This window comes from Thalassotalea sp. ND16A, assembly GCF_000764205.1.
Taxonomy (GTDB): domain Bacteria; phylum Pseudomonadota; class Gammaproteobacteria; order Enterobacterales; family Alteromonadaceae; genus Thalassotalea_A.
On record NZ_JQDZ01000048.1, the window covers coordinates 89323 to 106336 of the forward strand.

The window sequence follows — 17014 nt, forward strand, 5'->3', positions numbered from 1 at the left end:
AATGAAACTATTTTCAATATTATTGTTAAGCTTTGTGTTCAGCTTAGTATTAACCAGCAGCGGTTATGCCGCAGCACAAGAGCCAGAGTACAGTAAAGAATCAAAACAGTTGTTAATGGAAATGGAACAACAAATTAAAGCCACAATGTTTTCGGTAAGTAAACTCGAACGCAAGGCGGGCAATGAGATGAGTGATTTTTCCTACTCGGTTGCCATACCGGCGGAACATCAATTTCGATTAGGCTTAGTGTTAGATACGCAAAATCCAAAATCCGGCTTTCAGGTTTTATCGATGACCCCGCAAGGCATAGCCGCCAAGACTGGCTTATTAGTTGATGATCAAATCACAGCCATCAATGCCATGCCAGTAAATGAACAAACTTCAGCACAAGCGATCAGCCAACTAACTCAGCTAAATAGCTCACAAGTGCTGACTTTGGAGGTTATATCTAACGGAAAAACTAAACAAATACAAATCCCGGTAACCCCAGAGTACATTCCGGCGATTAACCTTAGTATTGGCACCAAGATAGCTGAATTAACCGCAGTAAATTCAACTTCCGCAATTAATAAAAACAGCTGTGGTGAAATATCACTGTTCATGACCCCACCGCAAACAAAAGATTTATACCCGGCATATATCGTTTCCATCGATGGCCAAAATATGCGGCAATCAAAGGAAAAATTTGTGCTGAAACCGGGCAAACATTTAATCAAAGTACATGAACTCATTACCGACCCCAGAGTTAAAAGAAGCAAAGGCATTGTCTCGGCAAAAGAATTCATCGTCACCATTGAGGCCAATAAAAGTTATCGTCTCGCCGCCGAATTCATCAAAGAACATCGCTTAAAAACAGTATCGCAACAATACTGGCAGCCAAAGGTATGGCATGTTTCTGAAAAACAATGTTCCGGCACTGTGCTCGATGCTGAACTGAATGTTAATGAATTACGCGAAGACATCGCGGTGCAGGCCGCAAAATGTTACGACGCACATATTAAAGCAAGAACCGATTTATCTAAAACAGGGGAAGCGGAAAAATATAAAGAATTGATCGGTGAATTAATCGGTAAAGGAAATATTAACAAATATGTTAATTCTGCTAGCGATATCAAAATAAAAAGCAGTTATATCACCGGTTTCAGTCATGTTGTGGGTGAGGCCAAAAGAGGTCGCAGATACTGCAGTGACTTAGATCAAAGGCTGGCAAACCTAAATCAATTGCTCACAAATAATTAATCGTTATGGCGAAGTCTAATGACAATATAGCATTTATTAAATTGATTCATTAAATGCTTCGCAGCAAGGAAATTATTTGATTTTTACAGATTATCTGTTCATTTTAAGCGATAATAACCATTAACATAATTGATCTAACCAGTGGAACTGTCATTGAACAACGAAAGCGGTAAACGTCTCAACAAATTTATCAGTGAATCGGGCTATTGCTCACGCCGTGGTGCCGATAAACTAATTGAGCAAGGCAAAGTTAAAATTAATGGTCATTTGCCCGAGCTGGGCACAAAAGTACTGCCTGATGATATTGTTACTGTCGATGGCAAGGCTATTGCGGCAATGCCAGAAAATAAGTCGGATCGTGTTTACCTCGCTTATAACAAACCCATTGGCATTATCTGTACTACCGAGCTTGATGTTAGAGACAATATTATCGATGCCATTGGTCACAAAGAACGTATATTCCCCATCGGCCGGTTAGATAAACCATCGGAAGGATTAATATTTTTAACCAGTGATGGCGATATTGTGAATAAAATTCTGCGTGCTGAGAATGCTCATGATAAAGAGTATGTGGTAACGGTCGATCAACCGATCAGTGAACGCTTCCTTCAGCGAATGGCCCGTGGCGTGCCTATTTTGGGCACCATCACCAAACCTTGTAAAGTCAGTATGGTTGGTAAGTTTGTCTTTAAAATTGTATTAACTCAAGGACTCAACCGGCAAATTCGCCGCATGTGTGAATACTTAGGTTATGAAGTCACCAAGTTATCCAGAACTCGTATCATGTCGATATCTATCGGCAACTTAAAGCCTGGTCAGTGGCGCAATTTAAACGCGCAAGAGATGAAAGAAATTAACGATGCGGTTGCCGGCTCAACCAAAACAGCGCCAGAAAATCATCGCAAAGTGAACCCAAATGAAAAAGTAAACCCCTGGGCGCAAATTGAAGCCGAGTTGAACACTAAAGGCCCTAGTGATAACACCACTGGCACCTTAAGCCTGAAGAGTAAAAAATAAGTTCTAATAGCGATAACAAAAAAGCCGGTACATCACTGTACCGGCTTTTTTATTAGTCGTTGTCATTCAAATTGCATGAACTGCAACTAGATAATGACCTTGATAAATTAAGGGCGCGTATATTGTTGCGGCTTTGCTTTATCCAGGGTTAAGTAACGGTCACGAAGCTTGGTTTGACGAGACTCAAGTTTCACCTCGACGCCGTTAATGATCACATTCGTCGGCGCTTCCATCACTTCGAGTGGATCGCCTGACCAGACCACGATGTCTGCTTGCATCCCGGCTTTGAGACTACCCACTTGTTGATCGATGCCGTAAATTTTTGCCGGCGCTGTGGTTAACGACGCTAGCCCTGCCTGCCAGGGTAAACCATTGGCTACCGCATTACCGGCATGTTGTGGTGCTAAACGAATATTATGAGTACCCATACCAATCGCGACATTGACTCCGGCATCGTGTAAACGGGCGGAATTTTCCAGAGTTGCGCCATTTTGCTCAAATGAATACGGCAAATTTGATTCCGGGTTTAAAATCACCGACATGCCGGCAGCGGCAATTTCATCGGCTACCCGCCATGCTTCCGCAGCGCCCACTAAGGTAATATTTAACCGTTTAAAGTTATTGGTTATTTTAATTACCCGGCGGATATCGCTGGCACGATGCACTTGCACTAACAACGGCATTTCACCTTTCACTACCGGGATTAACGCCTGTACATTGGCTTTACTTAATGAGCCATGCCACTCAGTTTGTGGGGTAAAGGTGATTTTTTGTGCGTAAATCGCTTCATTTAGCGCATTACGCAAATCGACCCAAAGGGCGGCACGGCTGCCACCATTAACGTCGGCACCATGGTTAGACACATCGATAGTCATAAACGCCCGCGGTTTCATTACCGGGTCAACATCATCAGCCAAAGTAATAATCGCACCTCGACCTTTATACATGGTGTCGGTGTAAGTCACCGCGGTAGCGGCACTGGTGATCCCCTCAATTCGGCTGATGTTGCGCAATGTGGTATCCGGGTTTACCGCAACGGTGGCATCTAATGCGGCATGCAAAGCAGATGCCGCGACACTCGAGTCGACAGTGTTGGCCCAGCCAGACACTTCCACTAAACCAAGCGAAGTATAAGCACCAATAAAACCTGGCGTTACCACTTTACCTTTGGCATCAATAACCCGATAACTTTCATCGGTAGAAACGATTTGTGGAATAATGTTGCTAATTTTTCCATCTTCAATTAACACTGTCGCCTCTTCAATAGAGCCTTGTGCTGTCATGGTATGGACGGTGCCACCAATGATGGCAATTTTTTCTGCCTGCGCTGCATTACTAAACGCTAATGTGGTCATTGCCGCGAATGCGGTTAAGGTTAATTTGCTCATTTGCGGTCTCCTTCAGCCACTTGTCCTAACTCATAGTCACTGATTGCCCAGGTTTCGGGTTTATTGCGGTCAAACGCTAAACCGCCATCGATAAATACCAGTTCAGCTTGTGAATAAGTAGAGAAAGGCTCTGCCGACCACAACACAACATCGGCATTTTTACCCACTTCAATTGATCCGGTTTGTTCAAAGATACCTAATGATTTGGCGGCGTTTGAGGTTAGCCACTGCCAAGCTTCTGCTTTTGAAATATCAATACCGATACGCTGGCCATCAGATAATGCTTTCGCCGCTTCTTGATTTAACCGCTGGATCCCCTGGTCACTATCTGAATGGACAATGGCACAGGCTTTTGCTTGATGCACCATAGGAATGTTTTCGCGAATACCATCGTAAGCTTCCATTTTAAAGCCCCACCAGTCAGCCCAAAGTGCTGCACAGACATTATTTTCCGCCAATTTATCGGCAATTTTATAGGCTTCGACCCCATGTTGGAAAGAGGCGATTTGGTAATCAAATTCTTTCATCACATCCATCATAGTGCCCATGTCATCGGCACGGTAACAATGCATATGCACTAAAATATCACCGCTCAATACGCCCGCTAAGGTTTCTTTCGCCAAATCACGCTTCGGCGCTTTTGCATCTTTACCGGCATCGTAATCGGTTTTGTATTTGTCCCATGAACGTTGGTAATCTTGTGCATCAGCCCAGGCCTGACGATATCCGGCGACGTTACCCATGCGGGTCATTGGCCCACCTTTTTCGCCGTAAACACGTTTCGGATTTTCACCACAGGCCATCTTGATACCATAGGGTGCATCTGGAAATTTCATGTCCTGAATAACCCGGTTTGGCAGATTTTTAACGGTAACGCTACGGCCACCGATCAAATTGCCCGAACCAGGAAGAATTTGCAAGCTGGTAACACCGCCAGCTAAGGCACGACGAAAACCCGGATCTTGTGGCCAAATAGAATGTTCAGCCCAAACACCAGGAGTGACGGGTTTAGTCATTTCGTTACCGTCGGCATGCGAACCAGTATCCGGCGTGGCATAAACGCCTAAATGACTGTGTACATCGATAATGCCTGGCGTTAACCACTTGCCCTGGCCATCAACTATCTTGGCATTGTCCGCAGCTTCTATGCTGCTGCCAATGGCTAATATTTTGCCTTGATTCAATAACACCGAAGTGTTTTCTACTAAGCCACCAATACCGTCGTAAACGTTAACGTTCTTGATCAGCGTCGGCACACTTGGCAAAGCTTTATAGGTACTAGGGAATGGGTCTTGGTTGATTTCAACAAATGGCGCTTGCTCTTTTTTTGCTTTATCACCACCACAACCGGCTAAGGTTGCAACAGCAACTAAAGTAAAACCGGTGAACAAGGCTTTATTTAGGTTTTTCATCGTTAATTTTCACTTATTATTGGATCTGTCGATGCCATGCTATCAGCCCGAGGGATTAATGTCATGGTAACTTGTCGTATTAATATGGTTAACTAACTATAGCTTAACTGGGCTATTGGGGTAATTTATTGGTTAGTTGCTTTTGCGTAAGTACCATCAAATAACGTGGCCCAGGTTTTGCCCTTATCATTACTCTGTTGCCAGAGCTGTCTTACCTGATTATTTACTGGGTTAGTCACCTGCCATTGACCTAACCAAAAATCAAATTGCTGGTACTCTGGCGTCTCACAGTTACCTTTTGCCTGTGCCATAACTAAGCAGTTAGCAATACTAAACAGGCTGATCAATATTGTATTAAACACGGTTTTAAGCATTGTTTTCATTGTTATTCTCTTACTCGCAATTAAAGTAAACCTGTATTTAGCCGTTACCATTCAAGATGCAGGTTTCAGAGTTATTGAATGCTAATGACTATAGATACTAAGTGGCTTTGTGAAAAAATTCAAATTACCTGCGCTTACGGGTATAATGCCGACAAACAACTACTTACATCGATTGATAGCCAACATATATGAAATATAAGGATCTGCGTGACTTTCTCGACCAGTTAGAAAAACTGGGCCAGCTTAAACGCATAAAACAACCGATTTCCACCGACTTAGCAATGACCGAGATCAGCGATCGTACGCTACGTGCTGAAGGTCCGGCGTTGTTATTTGAAAATCCCATTGGTTATGACATGCCGGTGCTAACCAACCTGTTTGGTACGGCTGAGCGAGTTGCCCTGGCAATGGGACAAGAGGATGTCAGTTCGTTACGGAATGTGGGCAAGTTATTGGCGATGTTAAAAGAACCGGAACCACCTACGGGCTTCAAAGATGCGTTTGAAAAACTCCCGGTGTTTAAGCAAGTATTAAACATGCCAACCAAGCGCCTGAAAAAAGCACCATGCCAGGATGTGGTGTTTAGCGGTGATGAGGTAGATTTGACCCGACTGCCTATTCAAACCTGTTGGCCAGGTGATGTGGCACCCTTAATCACCTGGGGCTTAACGGTAACGCGAGGCCCGGAGAAAGAACGTCAAAACTTAGGCATTTACCGCCAGCAATTACTGAGTAAAAACAAGGTCATTATGCGTTGGTTATCGCACCGTGGTGGCGCTTTGGACTTTCAGGAGTTCAAGAAAAAACACCCGGGTGAAAACTATCCAGTGTCGGTGGCATTAGGTGCCGATCCGGCAACCATATTGGGGGCGGTAACTCCAGTACCTGACACGTTATCTGAATACGCTTTTGCCGGTTTACTGCGTGGCAGTAAAACCGAAGTGGTCAAAAGTATCAGCAACGACTTGGAAGTACCGGCTTCGGCGGAAATCATCCTTGAGGGCTATCTGGCGCCTGATGAAATGGCACCGGAAGGACCTTATGGTGATCACACCGGTTATTACAATGAAGTGGATGAGTTCCCGGTATTTACCGTAACCCACATCACCATGCGCAAAGACCCGATTTATCACAGCACCTATACTGGCCGTCCACCCGATGAGCCGGCGATTTTAGGGGTTGCCCTAAACGAAGTCTTTGTGCCAATTATTCAAAAACAATTTCCTGAAATTGTCGATTTTTACTTGCCGCCAGAAGGTTGCTCTTATCGAGTGGCAATTGTCACGATGAAGAAGCAATACCCTGGACATGCCAAACGAGTAATGATGGGTGTTTGGTCGTTTTTACGACAATTCATGTACACCAAGTTTGTTATTGTTTGCGATGATGATGTCAACGCCCGTGACTGGAAAGATGTGATTTGGGCAATGACGACCCGCATGGATCCGGCGCGTGACACCACGCTGGTGGAGAATACGCCAATAGATTATCTGGATTTTGCCTCGCCAGTTTCGGGTTTAGGTTCTAAAATGGGTATGGACGCTACCAATAAATGGCCAGGCGAAACCACACGCGAGTGGGGTGTGCCAATGACCATGAGCGATGAAATTAAACAGCAAGTTGATGATATTTGGGATGACTTAGATATTTTTAACAATACCGACAACCAGAACACTTAATTGAACAATTTAAGAGATACGATGAACACCATTAGTTGCCAAGTGCACACCATTACCCCGTTAACTGACACTGTCTTTCAAGTGCTGTTAAAGCCTGAACAAAGCGTTGAATTTGCTGCCGGCCAATATTTAAATTTTGTCATGAGCGACGATGACAAGCGCCCGTTTTCCATCGCTTCCAGTCCCAATTGTGAATTAATCGAATTACAAATTGGCGCATTTGCTGCTGACAGTTGGGCAATGCAAGTGATTGACCATATTAAAGCAAATGACACAGTAACCATTGAAATGCCAGGGGGCAATGCCCAGCTTAGAGTGGCTAGCTCTCGTCCAATTATTTTGCTTGCCGGCGGTACCGGTTTTTCTTACATCAAATCAATTCTTACCGACTTGGTTAACCGTAACGCCAAACAACCGGTATTTGTCTATTGGGGCTTACGTGAACCGAGTGCCTGTTATCATTTAGAGCAAACACAAGCGTTAGTGGATAAGCTTAGCCAGGGTAAATTTATCCCGGTGGTAGAAACAGCAGACGACACCTGGCAAGGTCGAGTGGGTAGAGTGCACGAACCATTACTGCACGACTTGATGGGGCTTGAGTCATACGACATTTATATGGCGGGTCGTTTTGATATGGTCGGCTTTTTACGGAATGAATTTATTGAAAAAGGCGCTTTAACTGAACATATGTATGCCGATGCATTTGCCTTTATTTAATACCAAGTTGATTAAATATCTGCTCATTTTTAATGGTTAAAAAATTGTATGGAACAATTTTTCTTGGCGAAGCAGTTCGAAGAACCGAAGGCATGGATGCTTGAGATCAAACGAATAACTACTACTTTATAAAATCTATAAGTAGAATAACTACTTACTAAATTTTATGCATTGTATTTATCCGTTTTTCCTCATGAAAAAGTAGATCACATACTTAATCAAATTGGTATAGTAACTACTTCCTTTAAACAGCAAGGGAGCCGGCAGGCTCCCTTACTGTTTACTTACTGCTTATTTCTCACTAGTACTTTCTTTTCAAGTTATGCGATTATGAGCTTTCGATTTTAATGTCCCATAAATAGTCTTGATGAGAGCCACAAATACTGCTGAACTCCTCACTGATTTTGCTGCCACCGTCGTCATAAAATATCTCATTTAAAATCCCGGCTCGGGCTTTTAATAAATCTTCATAACTTTCCGCCGACATCGTCGCCAGTTTTCGGTATTTACCGCCAACAACATGCGATAACCAGCCCCAGGAAGTAAGCTTGCCTTTACCAATAAAACTGTTGTAAATCGGGGCGAAATTGGTTTTGATAATTTCATCGGCCCGTTCTTCCTTGTTAAAGTCACACACCATATAAACTGACATGCTGGCTTTACCTCTAGGCGTACTGTCGTTAACGGAATTACTGCCTGCAACAAACTGCCAGATATAGTCATCATGGGTTTTACAACCCTTGGCTACTGCATCTGGTGCTTTGCCTAATGCGGCATCAAGCTTTTTGCCCATGCTATCTTGTGCATCAAACAGGCCCTGCACACTCGGAGCAGAATGATACAAAATTCGCCGCCATTTGCCGCCGGTATGATGGGCAAGCCAGCCCCAACCAGCAATTGCGCCGTCTTTAACGGCAGCGTCGTAAACCGGGGCATACTTAGATTTCACCAAGTCATCAACCGCCTGCTCTTGCGCCACATCACATTGAAAATAGGTGGCGTAGCTATACATTTCGGTTGCTTTTTTTTCTTCTGCACTTGCGGCAAAAGGGAGTAATAGTGAGACTGCAAAACTGAAGAGAATCTTAAACTGTTTCATATTTTTGGTTCCTTATCCCATTTGGGGAATCTTCCTCTGTGCAAGAATTTGTGCACATTGGTAAAAGATTCAGGCTAAGCTTAGTTGAAATTGCAGTAATTGCTATTTTCCCTGTACAAACCCCACCATCCTAGGTTCGGCAGGATAAGTAGAAAATATTCATCGCTTCGGGCTGCATTGGTATTGTTACAAGATAGATGAATTGATCAAAGTGCGCGAGGTTAAAACCCCGCCAACCAGTTACTATGCCAGTACAAGTTGCTCGAAGCTAAAAATAAAAAGGAGCCATAAGGCTCCTATTTTTTAATTTTGATAAACGTTTTCTTCTAACGAACAACCATCATTGACGCGCTTTTGGGGTTCGATAATAAATCGGCAAAGACTTGCCAGCGTTTTTTGTCATCATCGCCACTGCGAAATTCAACATAATCTTTAACCAAATCCTGACCAAGATTATAGTTAATTACATAGGCCCGATAGCGTTCAATAAAACCGATACGTTGTACCGATTTCTCTTCACTGCTGAGCGCGTATTTCATCAAAAAATCTATCGCTTGTTGCTTATCGATTTGACCGTCTAAATAGCGTTTCGCCGCAACATTACCGGCGTAAGTTAACTTACCTAGAATCGCTTCTACCTGGTAATAGGTTTCCACTTTCGAGGCATCCAAGCCCGCTAACGGAAATAACACGTTCTTTTCAAAGGCGATACGATCATGATGATTAAACGCTACCTGAATACCGTAATTTGCACTGCCTTCGGCTAACAAAGAAAGCGGCGAATATAACGGATATACGGAATACTCAACCCAACCTTTGCCATTGACCAAATGCTGTTCCATTAATGAATTAAACACATGGTGCCCGGGGTATCCTTCATGACTGGCTAAATCGATAGCACGATCAATTTGTATTGGGAAATCTGTATTTACCTGGATCAAACTGTAACTGTTGCCTTTATACCAGTTGTAACCGCTCCAGGGCTTATCGTTAACGTATTCTATGGTAAACGATTCATTCTCGGGTAATTTAATATTGGCTTTGGTGCGCTGTTGCGATTCTTCGATAGCGGCGACAAAAACTTCGTTTAGCTTATCTAATGGCACCACAAACTGTGCTTTAAAATCGACTAACCTTGGATTTAAATCACCCTGCCCAGGCAATAAGCTGTCGAGTTCGGTCAAGGCTTTATCAAAATCAGTTTCGGTTAAATTGGGCGATTTGGCGTCATATAAGGCCATCGACTCTTGATCGAAGCTGAACTGCTTGCCATTTAATTGCTCAATAAAGGCTTTCACTGAGCGGGTTTGCACCACTAACATATCTTTGCGCAGTTGCTCACCGGCAGTTGCAGTCGCCTTATTTATATCGGTTAATAAGTCATCCGCTTGCACCAGTAAAGTTGTTAGTGGTAATTTTTCCGCTTGCTGTTGCCATTCACTTGGCCCGTAATAAGCATCAATATAGAAATCTTGATGCTTTCCAACCAATAAGGCTAATTTCACATAACGTTCGGCCAGTTGATTCATTGCAACCTCTGCTGTTATTGCTTGTTCGGGGGATTTTGACGGGGATTCGTCGCCACAGGAAAATAGTAATGCGGTTAAGGCTATGGCAATACAATTATTAATTTTCATTCGAATTTTCGTTCGTTTCAGGACTTGCATTAAACTCTCCATTGATTTCAATATGACTGATGCCACTGCTAAGACTGGCATAATAAGCTGCTAATTCAACCAGCTCATCTTCATTTAAACGACTCACCATCGGCGACATCACCGCATCTTTTCTGCGTCGATATTTAAAAGCCAATAACTGTTTGAGCAAATATTGCTGATGTTGACCGGCAAGATTTGGATAAATAGGCAAATTAGATATACCATTTTTACCATGACATGGCGCACAAAACTCAATTTGTGTATCCAGCTGCTGTTGTTTTGCCAAGGCAGCAGATTCATCGAAGTTGATTTCATCTTCGGCCAGTTCAATGGCGCTATCAAAAGCCACAGATTGTGTATCCAGCTGCTGTTGTTTTGCCAAGGCAGCAGATTCATCGAAGTTGATTTCAGCTTCGGCCAGTTCAATGGCGCTATCAAAAGCCACAGATTCTGTCGATTGTACAACGCCATTCTCGGCAAAACTTGTCGCCGAAAATATAAATAGGAAAAGTATGATTTGATATTTAAACATAGGAGTAGTTTTTAAGACACAATACAAAGATTATACAGTTCTTGCTATGTTTGCATATAGTTCATCGAAGAACAAAGCAGAATAGGTCCCTTCCCTGATAATTGAAGTGTCCATAAATAAGTCCTAAAAGTGTAAACCTATTTCAGCACGGGACACCATGAACAAAAAAAGCGCATTTAAAATGCGCTTTTTTTAATGTCTGTATTATTACTTACTTAATGCTTGCGTAATACGCAGATAAGTTAGCAATATCAGCGTCAGTTAATGGCATAGCCATACTGCCCATTACCGGGTCTTTACGCGTTCCTGATTTAAAATCTTTAAGTTGCTTGGCAAGGTATGCTTCTTTTTGACCAGCAAGATTTGGATACATTGGAATCGCAGAAATACCAGCTGCACCGTGACACGCGGCACACATTGCTGATTTTGCTTTACCTGCTTCAACGTCAGCAGCCATTGCTGGCGCTGTCATTACTACTGTAGCTGCTAATGCTAGAGCTAATTTTTTCATAGTGACTACTCTTATTATGTTAAAAAACAGTATTTGATTATATGGAAAAAAGTTAATACTGTCTGTGCTTTTTTCAGTAAAATACTATTTTAGATCAAAAAAAAACGCTTAAACTTACAGCAAACACCGTTAAAAATAGCTTTCTTTGCATTTTTCCTAGCTATTTTAGTTTATTATAATTACAGCATAAACTCAGAGTTAAGTCCTTCATGATGAAATATTCCAATACTTACATCAAACTTGGCGATGCTTTTTTTCAGCGCATCGAACCGGCAACGGTGGCAGAACCAAAATTGCAACTATGGAACAAAGACTTAGCGGCAAGTCTGCAACTAAGTTCAGACGAGTGCCAAGATAAACACAAACTTGCTCAGGTGTTTTCCGGTAATGAATTAGCAGACAGCGCCGAACCTATCGCGCTTGCCTATGCTGGCCATCAATTTGGTCACTTTAACCCGCAACTCGGCGATGGTCGTGCCCATTTGTTAGGTGAAGTTATTGATAATGAAAACATTCGCCGCGATATTCAACTCAAAGGGTCGGGCCGAACCCATTTCTCCAGACAAGGCGATGGACGCTGCGCTCTTGGCCCAGCCATTCGTGAATACATCATGAGTGAAGCGATGTACGCGCTTGGCGTACCCACATCGAGGTGTTTGGCTGTGGTAACCACCGGCGAAAATGTTATCCGTGAAGTAGCGTTGCCCGGTGCAGTAGTAACACGGGTCGCAAGCAGCCATATCCGTGTAGGTACATTCCAGTACTTTGCCGCTCGAGGTGACATTGAGTCTTTACTCTCTTTGGCCGATTACACCATTGCTCGCCACTACTCAGATATTACAGACGACACTACTGAGCGTTTTGTACAGTTGCTTGAACGCGTTATTGAAAAACAAATTCAATTGATCGTGCAATGGCTGCGAGTCGGTTTTATTCATGGCGTCATGAATACTGATAATACCGCCATTTGCGGAGAGACCATCGACTTTGGCCCTTGTGCAATGATGGGGGTATATGATCCTGCCACCGTATTTAGTTCTATCGACAGAAATGGTCGATATGCATTCGGCAATCAAGCGAAAATTGCCCAATGGAACATGGCGCGTTTCGCTGAGGCGTTATTGCCTCTTATCGATTGTGTTCAAGACAGTGCAGTTAAACGAGTCGAGCCGTTAATTATCAATTTTTCGACCCAATACGAGCAAGCGTTTAATACCATGCTTGCCAATAAATTAGGTTTTGCTCACCCTGATGATGCCGATATAGAGCATCTTAAGGAGTTATTGATCATCATGCACAAAAACTCTCTCGATTATACTCAAACCTTCACCCAGCTCACCAATAGCTTTGAGCAAGCCGATATCGCCGATAAATTAAAGGCAACGTTAGGTAGTTGGTATGATAGCTGGCAAGCTAAATTATGCGCTGCCAATATCGATTTTGCTGCAGCAAAACAGTTAATGCAACACCATAATCCACTGTTGATACCAAGAAACCATCATGTAGAAGAAGTGCTCGATAAATGCCAGGAAAGTGGTAACAGCGATGCTGCTGAACATTATTTAAGGTTTTTGCGATCGCCTTATAATGCGCAAAATGGCATGGCGTATTTCCAGCAAGCCGATGCCGAAGCCGATGAAAATTACCACACATTTTGTGGCACTTAACCCTAAGAATAGTTAAAACTTAAGCTCAAAACCTGAGCAATCAACCACTGGATATTGCATGACGAACGTAAGCAAGTGTCAATTAACTGATGACGCATTAGTGTTAATTAATTTTAATTTCAACTGGCACCAAGATGACATTCGCGACTTAGCCACAAATGTATTTTCCCTTTTGCCTGAACACAGAATTATCGAACACATTGTTGGCGCCGACAGAGAATATTATCGCTTTAAATTTTTAAGCGAATATCTAATTTTACACTTTGAAAGCTATAGCAACTCTTGTTGGCTTGAAGCCGAAGATCAATTAGAAAACCCGGCACTGGCAATCATTGCAACACAATTAAACAACGCCATCAATTAGCCTTGTTCAGCAAAACAGCAGGCGATAAACATAGCATATTTAATCGAATGCCAAGATGACCTTACCATCACTTTTGTGGGCGGCATAATGCGCTAATGCCAGGGGAAATTGTTCGGCATTAAATTGCCCATAAATATCCGTGTGGAAAATGCCCTGGGCCATGAGTTTTTGCACTTTTCGACTCAAACTCAGCACCTGCCACGGGGTTGATTTGCCAATGTGGGTCGCCAGCCAGAACCCTTCGATTTTTTGGTTCCTGAATATCACATCGCTAACACTAAACTGACCACCCATTGGATGTTGAGTTTCGGTTAAGCGGCCATAAACGATAGCGGTGCTGCCATTGGGCATGCAAGACATCGTAGTGGGCGTATCAACATCGGCAACGGCATCTAATAATACCGTCGCATGCAAGGCTTTACTTGCCTGCTTTAACTGTTCTTTAAAGGTGTCAGCAGTCGTTAATAACACCTGATTGGCGCCCAGTTTTTTTAATACCTCAACATTCGCGGCTGAGCGCACCGTCGCAATCGTTTTCATGCCCAGCATGTTGGCATAACGAATAGCGCCTTTGCCCACCTGGCTTGCTGCCGCATTAATCACAACCGCTTTTGCCCCCAGCGTTTTTGCTCGTTCGATTAAACATACCGAAGTGCAAGGGTTTACGATGATAGTCGCGGCTTGTTGGTCGTTAATCTCTTTACGAACCGGTAAACAATAACTGGCTTTGCTGATCGCATATTTTGCCCACACGCCATCACGTCCTGGAGCTGCAGAGACCGCAACACGTTTGCCGGTTAGCCATTTGCCATATAAGCCGGCATTCGCTGCAATTACCCGACCACAACCTTCAAACCCCGCATAGGCACCATCTATTGGCGGTAAACCATATTTACCCATTAAATAAACCAAATCTGAAGGGTTGACTGGCGAAGCCAGCATTTTCACCAACACTTCGCCAGGCTTTAACGCCGGTAGTTTTTTTTCCGTTAACTGAATACGCGCACTGAATGGCGCATCAAGATCGTCCATCAAGTGTAAACTAAAGCCAATATTGCTGTTTGGGGTGACCATCTTACTGTCCTGTCTTTCCATGTTTTTAATACCAATCGGCATAAGAATTCAGTGTTGCAAAAAAGCAAGCGACTACAAGCCTCGTTGCCACTCCTGGCGCAAAGGAATGGCATTGTTTAACGCCATTTCTACTTTCGTTAATAACTGCTGTTTATCTTTACCTAATACGCCTTTGAGTATTAAATAATTCGATGCATGATCTGAGCGAAAAATGGTTTTGTTTAATTGCAAATGAGTTAACAAGGTATGCATTTCCATAAACAACTCTTGTTGCTTAAGTTGCCTGAATTTGCCATTGAAATTTTCAGCGAAGCGCTCTTCCCCTAAAGGAAATGACACCACTAAGGTTGATAGATAATCCGGTTGCGCCACGTTCATTAATTTTGCCGAATTAATGGCGTGCTGCTGAGATAACTCAGGGCCGCCGAGACCGTTTAAAATCATCACCGAACTTTTCATTCCGGCTTGTTTTATTTTCTCCAGAGCAATAAGCGAGCTTTGATAGGTTTCGCCCTTTTCGATCAGTTGTAACACCTGATCATCACCACTTTCACAACCGACATACAGTAAACTTAAGCCTAACTGTTTTAATTCACTGAGTTGCTCTACGGTTTTATTACCCAGATTGCGCGGCAAACAATAACTGGAGATACGGCTGACATCAGGAAAGTATTGGCGAATGAGTAGCAAAATATCTTTTAGTCGATTGAACGGCAACATCATCGCATCGCCATCGGCTAAGAATATTCGCCGAACCGGTAAAGAGGCTTGTTTAATGGCCGCTAATTCTTGTTCAATGATATCGAGTTTCTTCGGTTTAAATTTTTTATTATCGGCGGTGTACATATCGCAAAATGTGCACTTATTCCACGAGCAACCATTGGTCACTTGCAAAATCAGGCTTTGCCATTCACTCGGTGGCCGAAATACCGGCTCTATATAATTTAATGGGTACATATCGGTTAATACTATTTAGTCGACTTGGTATTAGCTTTGCTGCAAGTTTAAATGATATCACTGACATTTACGATATTGAGCGCTGAAATGATTCCTGGCTGTTAAGGAATATTTGGCCAGGACAAGGTAACTTTGGCCCCTTTTAATGAAGGGCTGTTATCCAGTTCAAGTTCACCTTGATGCCAGATAAGTATTTTCCTGACAATGTATAAACCAAGGCCATAACCGGTTTTGCAGTCCCCCTGCGATTCTTTACGGACAAAGGGTTGAATTAATTTTTTTGCTTCTTGGCCAACACCGGGTCCATCATCGGAAACTTCGAGAATACAGATGTTATTCACTATGCTAAAACAAACATCAACACGGTTATTGGCATAACGCAGCGCGTTATTGATTAAGTTTTGCAGCGCTCGGTTCATCGCCTGTTCATTGAAATACGCCTGCTTCACTGTTGATTGTAAATTTACTTGTATCCTGCTTGGGTAATAATCAAGCTTGGCCGACATCTCGCTGAAGAATTGCTCAACGTTTACCTTTTCTTTAGCCATTAAGTAATGCTTATGTTCCAGGCGTTCAAAAGACAGGTATTCGTCCATCATTTGTTGTATCTCGCCAATATCAGCCAATAAGCGTTGCTGTTGTGTTTTTTCGATCATCGGCGCGATAATTTCAGCAAGAAACTTCATTCTTGCCAACGGCGTTCTAATCTCATGGGCTATGGTACGCGACAAATCTTGATGCATTTGCATAGTGTTGACAATCTGGTGAGACATTTTTTCAAACGCTCTTGCCAGTGGATAGATGTTGGACGATGGCGATATTTCACTATCTATCGAATTGGGTTGTTCACCAAAAGCAATCGCTTGTTGCTGCAATTTGGCCAAATCTTTAAATAACGGCCAAATAAAACCCAACACTAACAGCCCCAGTGCCGAATAAAACAAAATGACAAAATAAAAGTCATCATTTTGACCATTATCATCACCTAAAGATATCGGTCCCATCTGGTACAGGGTTTTTGGCCCAAGTAACTGATAAAAATAGACAAACCCTTGCTCATCGGCGATTTCAATGACTTCACCTTGCTCTAACATTGACTCTAGCCGTGCAGGCATCGCAATAGTATTTCTGGCAACCTGCTTTAACTGAATTTGTGGATTACTCGGTTCGCCAACATGGGCAAATATTTGCTGCACATCTAACGAGTAGCTTTCCGGCGGTTTCATCAGGTTGTTATAGATTTGACCAAACAAGTAAATGATCAAAAAGGCCAATAACACAATTAAGACATACAAGCGGGCAAATTGAAAAATCAT

16 protein-coding genes are annotated in these 17014 nt (G+C 42.9%); 6 read left to right on the forward strand and 10 right to left on the reverse strand.

Annotated features, from left to right (window positions below):
* Window position 1 precedes the first annotated feature (1 nt).
* Entirely contained in the window at window positions 2–1240 is a 1239-nt protein-coding gene (locus ND16A_RS10490; protein WP_033077347.1) for a PDZ domain-containing protein, read from the forward strand.
* A 153-nt stretch (window positions 1241–1393) separates the two neighbouring features.
* On the forward strand, window positions 1394–2257 hold the full coding sequence (gene rluF / locus ND16A_RS10485; RefSeq protein WP_081945545.1) for a 23S rRNA pseudouridine(2604) synthase RluF: 864 nt from the start codon (window positions 1394–1396) through the stop codon (window positions 2255–2257).
* Window positions 2258–2364: 107 nt separating this feature from the next.
* Here rluF and ND16A_RS10480 read toward each other — a convergent pair whose 3' ends face one another.
* The 3 genes from ND16A_RS10480 to ND16A_RS10470 all read right to left on the reverse strand — a co-directional run bounded on the left by ND16A_RS10480 (window position 2365) and on the right by ND16A_RS10470 (window position 5440).
* Window positions 2365–3645, reverse strand: a complete 1281-nt coding sequence (locus ND16A_RS10480; protein ID WP_033077348.1) for an amidohydrolase family protein — start codon at window positions 3643–3645, stop codon at window positions 2365–2367.
* Entirely contained in the window at window positions 3642–5057 is a 1416-nt protein-coding gene (locus ND16A_RS10475; RefSeq protein WP_052073028.1) for an amidohydrolase, read from the reverse strand. The genes ND16A_RS10480 and ND16A_RS10475 overlap by 4 nt, the downstream gene beginning before the upstream one ends.
* A gap of 125 nt (window positions 5058–5182) precedes the next feature.
* A complete protein-coding gene (locus ND16A_RS10470) occupies window positions 5183–5440 on the reverse strand; it encodes a hypothetical protein (RefSeq protein ID WP_033077349.1) in 258 nt (85 codons plus the stop codon).
* Between the two features lie 188 nt (window positions 5441–5628).
* On the opposite strand from ND16A_RS10470, the gene ubiD reads away from it, so the two are divergent.
* Both ubiD and fre read left to right on the forward strand, forming a co-directional pair.
* Window positions 5629–7119, forward strand: a complete 1491-nt coding sequence (gene ubiD / locus ND16A_RS10465) for a 4-hydroxy-3-polyprenylbenzoate decarboxylase (protein WP_033077350.1) — start codon at window positions 5629–5631, stop codon at window positions 7117–7119.
* 21 nt (window positions 7120–7140) lie between these two features.
* Window positions 7141–7836 carry an NAD(P)H-flavin reductase gene (fre, locus tag ND16A_RS10460; protein WP_033077351.1) on the forward strand — a complete coding sequence of 232 codons (696 nt, stop codon included), beginning with the start codon at window positions 7141–7143 and terminating at the stop codon, window positions 7834–7836.
* A 328-nt stretch (window positions 7837–8164) separates the two neighbouring features.
* Here the strand turns inward: fre and ND16A_RS10455 are convergent, their stop codons facing one another.
* The 4 genes from ND16A_RS10455 to ND16A_RS10445 form a co-directional block, all read right to left on the reverse strand.
* Window positions 8165–8935: a hypothetical protein gene (locus tag ND16A_RS10455; RefSeq protein ID WP_033077352.1), complete on the reverse strand. Its 771-nt coding sequence runs from the start codon at window positions 8933–8935 to the stop codon at window positions 8165–8167.
* Between the two features lie 326 nt (window positions 8936–9261).
* Window positions 9262–10572, reverse strand: coding sequence for a hypothetical protein (locus tag ND16A_RS10450; protein WP_033077353.1), 1311 nt, complete (start codon window positions 10570–10572; stop codon window positions 9262–9264).
* On the reverse strand, window positions 10562–11125 hold the full coding sequence (locus ND16A_RS20205) for a c-type cytochrome (protein WP_052073029.1): 564 nt from the start codon (window positions 11123–11125) through the stop codon (window positions 10562–10564). Before ND16A_RS20205 ends, ND16A_RS10450 begins: the two co-directional genes overlap by 11 nt.
* A gap of 211 nt (window positions 11126–11336) precedes the next feature.
* Window positions 11337–11636, reverse strand: coding sequence for a c-type cytochrome (locus ND16A_RS10445; RefSeq protein ID WP_033077354.1), 300 nt, complete (start codon window positions 11634–11636; stop codon window positions 11337–11339).
* Between the two features lie 209 nt (window positions 11637–11845).
* Between ND16A_RS10445 and ND16A_RS10440 the strand changes: the two genes are divergently transcribed.
* Together ND16A_RS10440 and ND16A_RS0119110 are read left to right on the forward strand one after the other, a co-directional pair.
* Window positions 11846–13303 (forward strand): protein adenylyltransferase SelO, encoded by a 1458-nt coding sequence (locus ND16A_RS10440; protein ID WP_327144334.1) that lies wholly within the window; start codon window positions 11846–11848, stop codon window positions 13301–13303.
* A 58-nt stretch (window positions 13304–13361) separates the two neighbouring features.
* A complete protein-coding gene (locus ND16A_RS0119110) occupies window positions 13362–13667 on the forward strand; it encodes a DUF3630 family protein (protein ID WP_052073030.1) in 306 nt (101 codons plus the stop codon).
* Window positions 13668–13706: 39 nt separating this feature from the next.
* Here ND16A_RS0119110 and ND16A_RS10435 read toward each other — a convergent pair whose 3' ends face one another.
* From ND16A_RS10435 to ND16A_RS10425, 3 genes are all read right to left on the reverse strand, one after another.
* Window positions 13707–14762, reverse strand: a complete 1056-nt coding sequence (locus ND16A_RS10435; protein WP_160173501.1) for a zinc-binding dehydrogenase — start codon at window positions 14760–14762, stop codon at window positions 13707–13709.
* Window positions 14763–14813: 51 nt separating this feature from the next.
* Window positions 14814–15698, reverse strand: a complete 885-nt coding sequence (locus ND16A_RS10430; RefSeq protein ID WP_033077355.1) for a radical SAM protein — start codon at window positions 15696–15698, stop codon at window positions 14814–14816.
* A 101-nt stretch (window positions 15699–15799) separates the two neighbouring features.
* Entirely contained in the window at window positions 15800–17014 is a 1215-nt protein-coding gene (locus ND16A_RS10425; protein ID WP_033077356.1) for an ATP-binding protein, read from the reverse strand.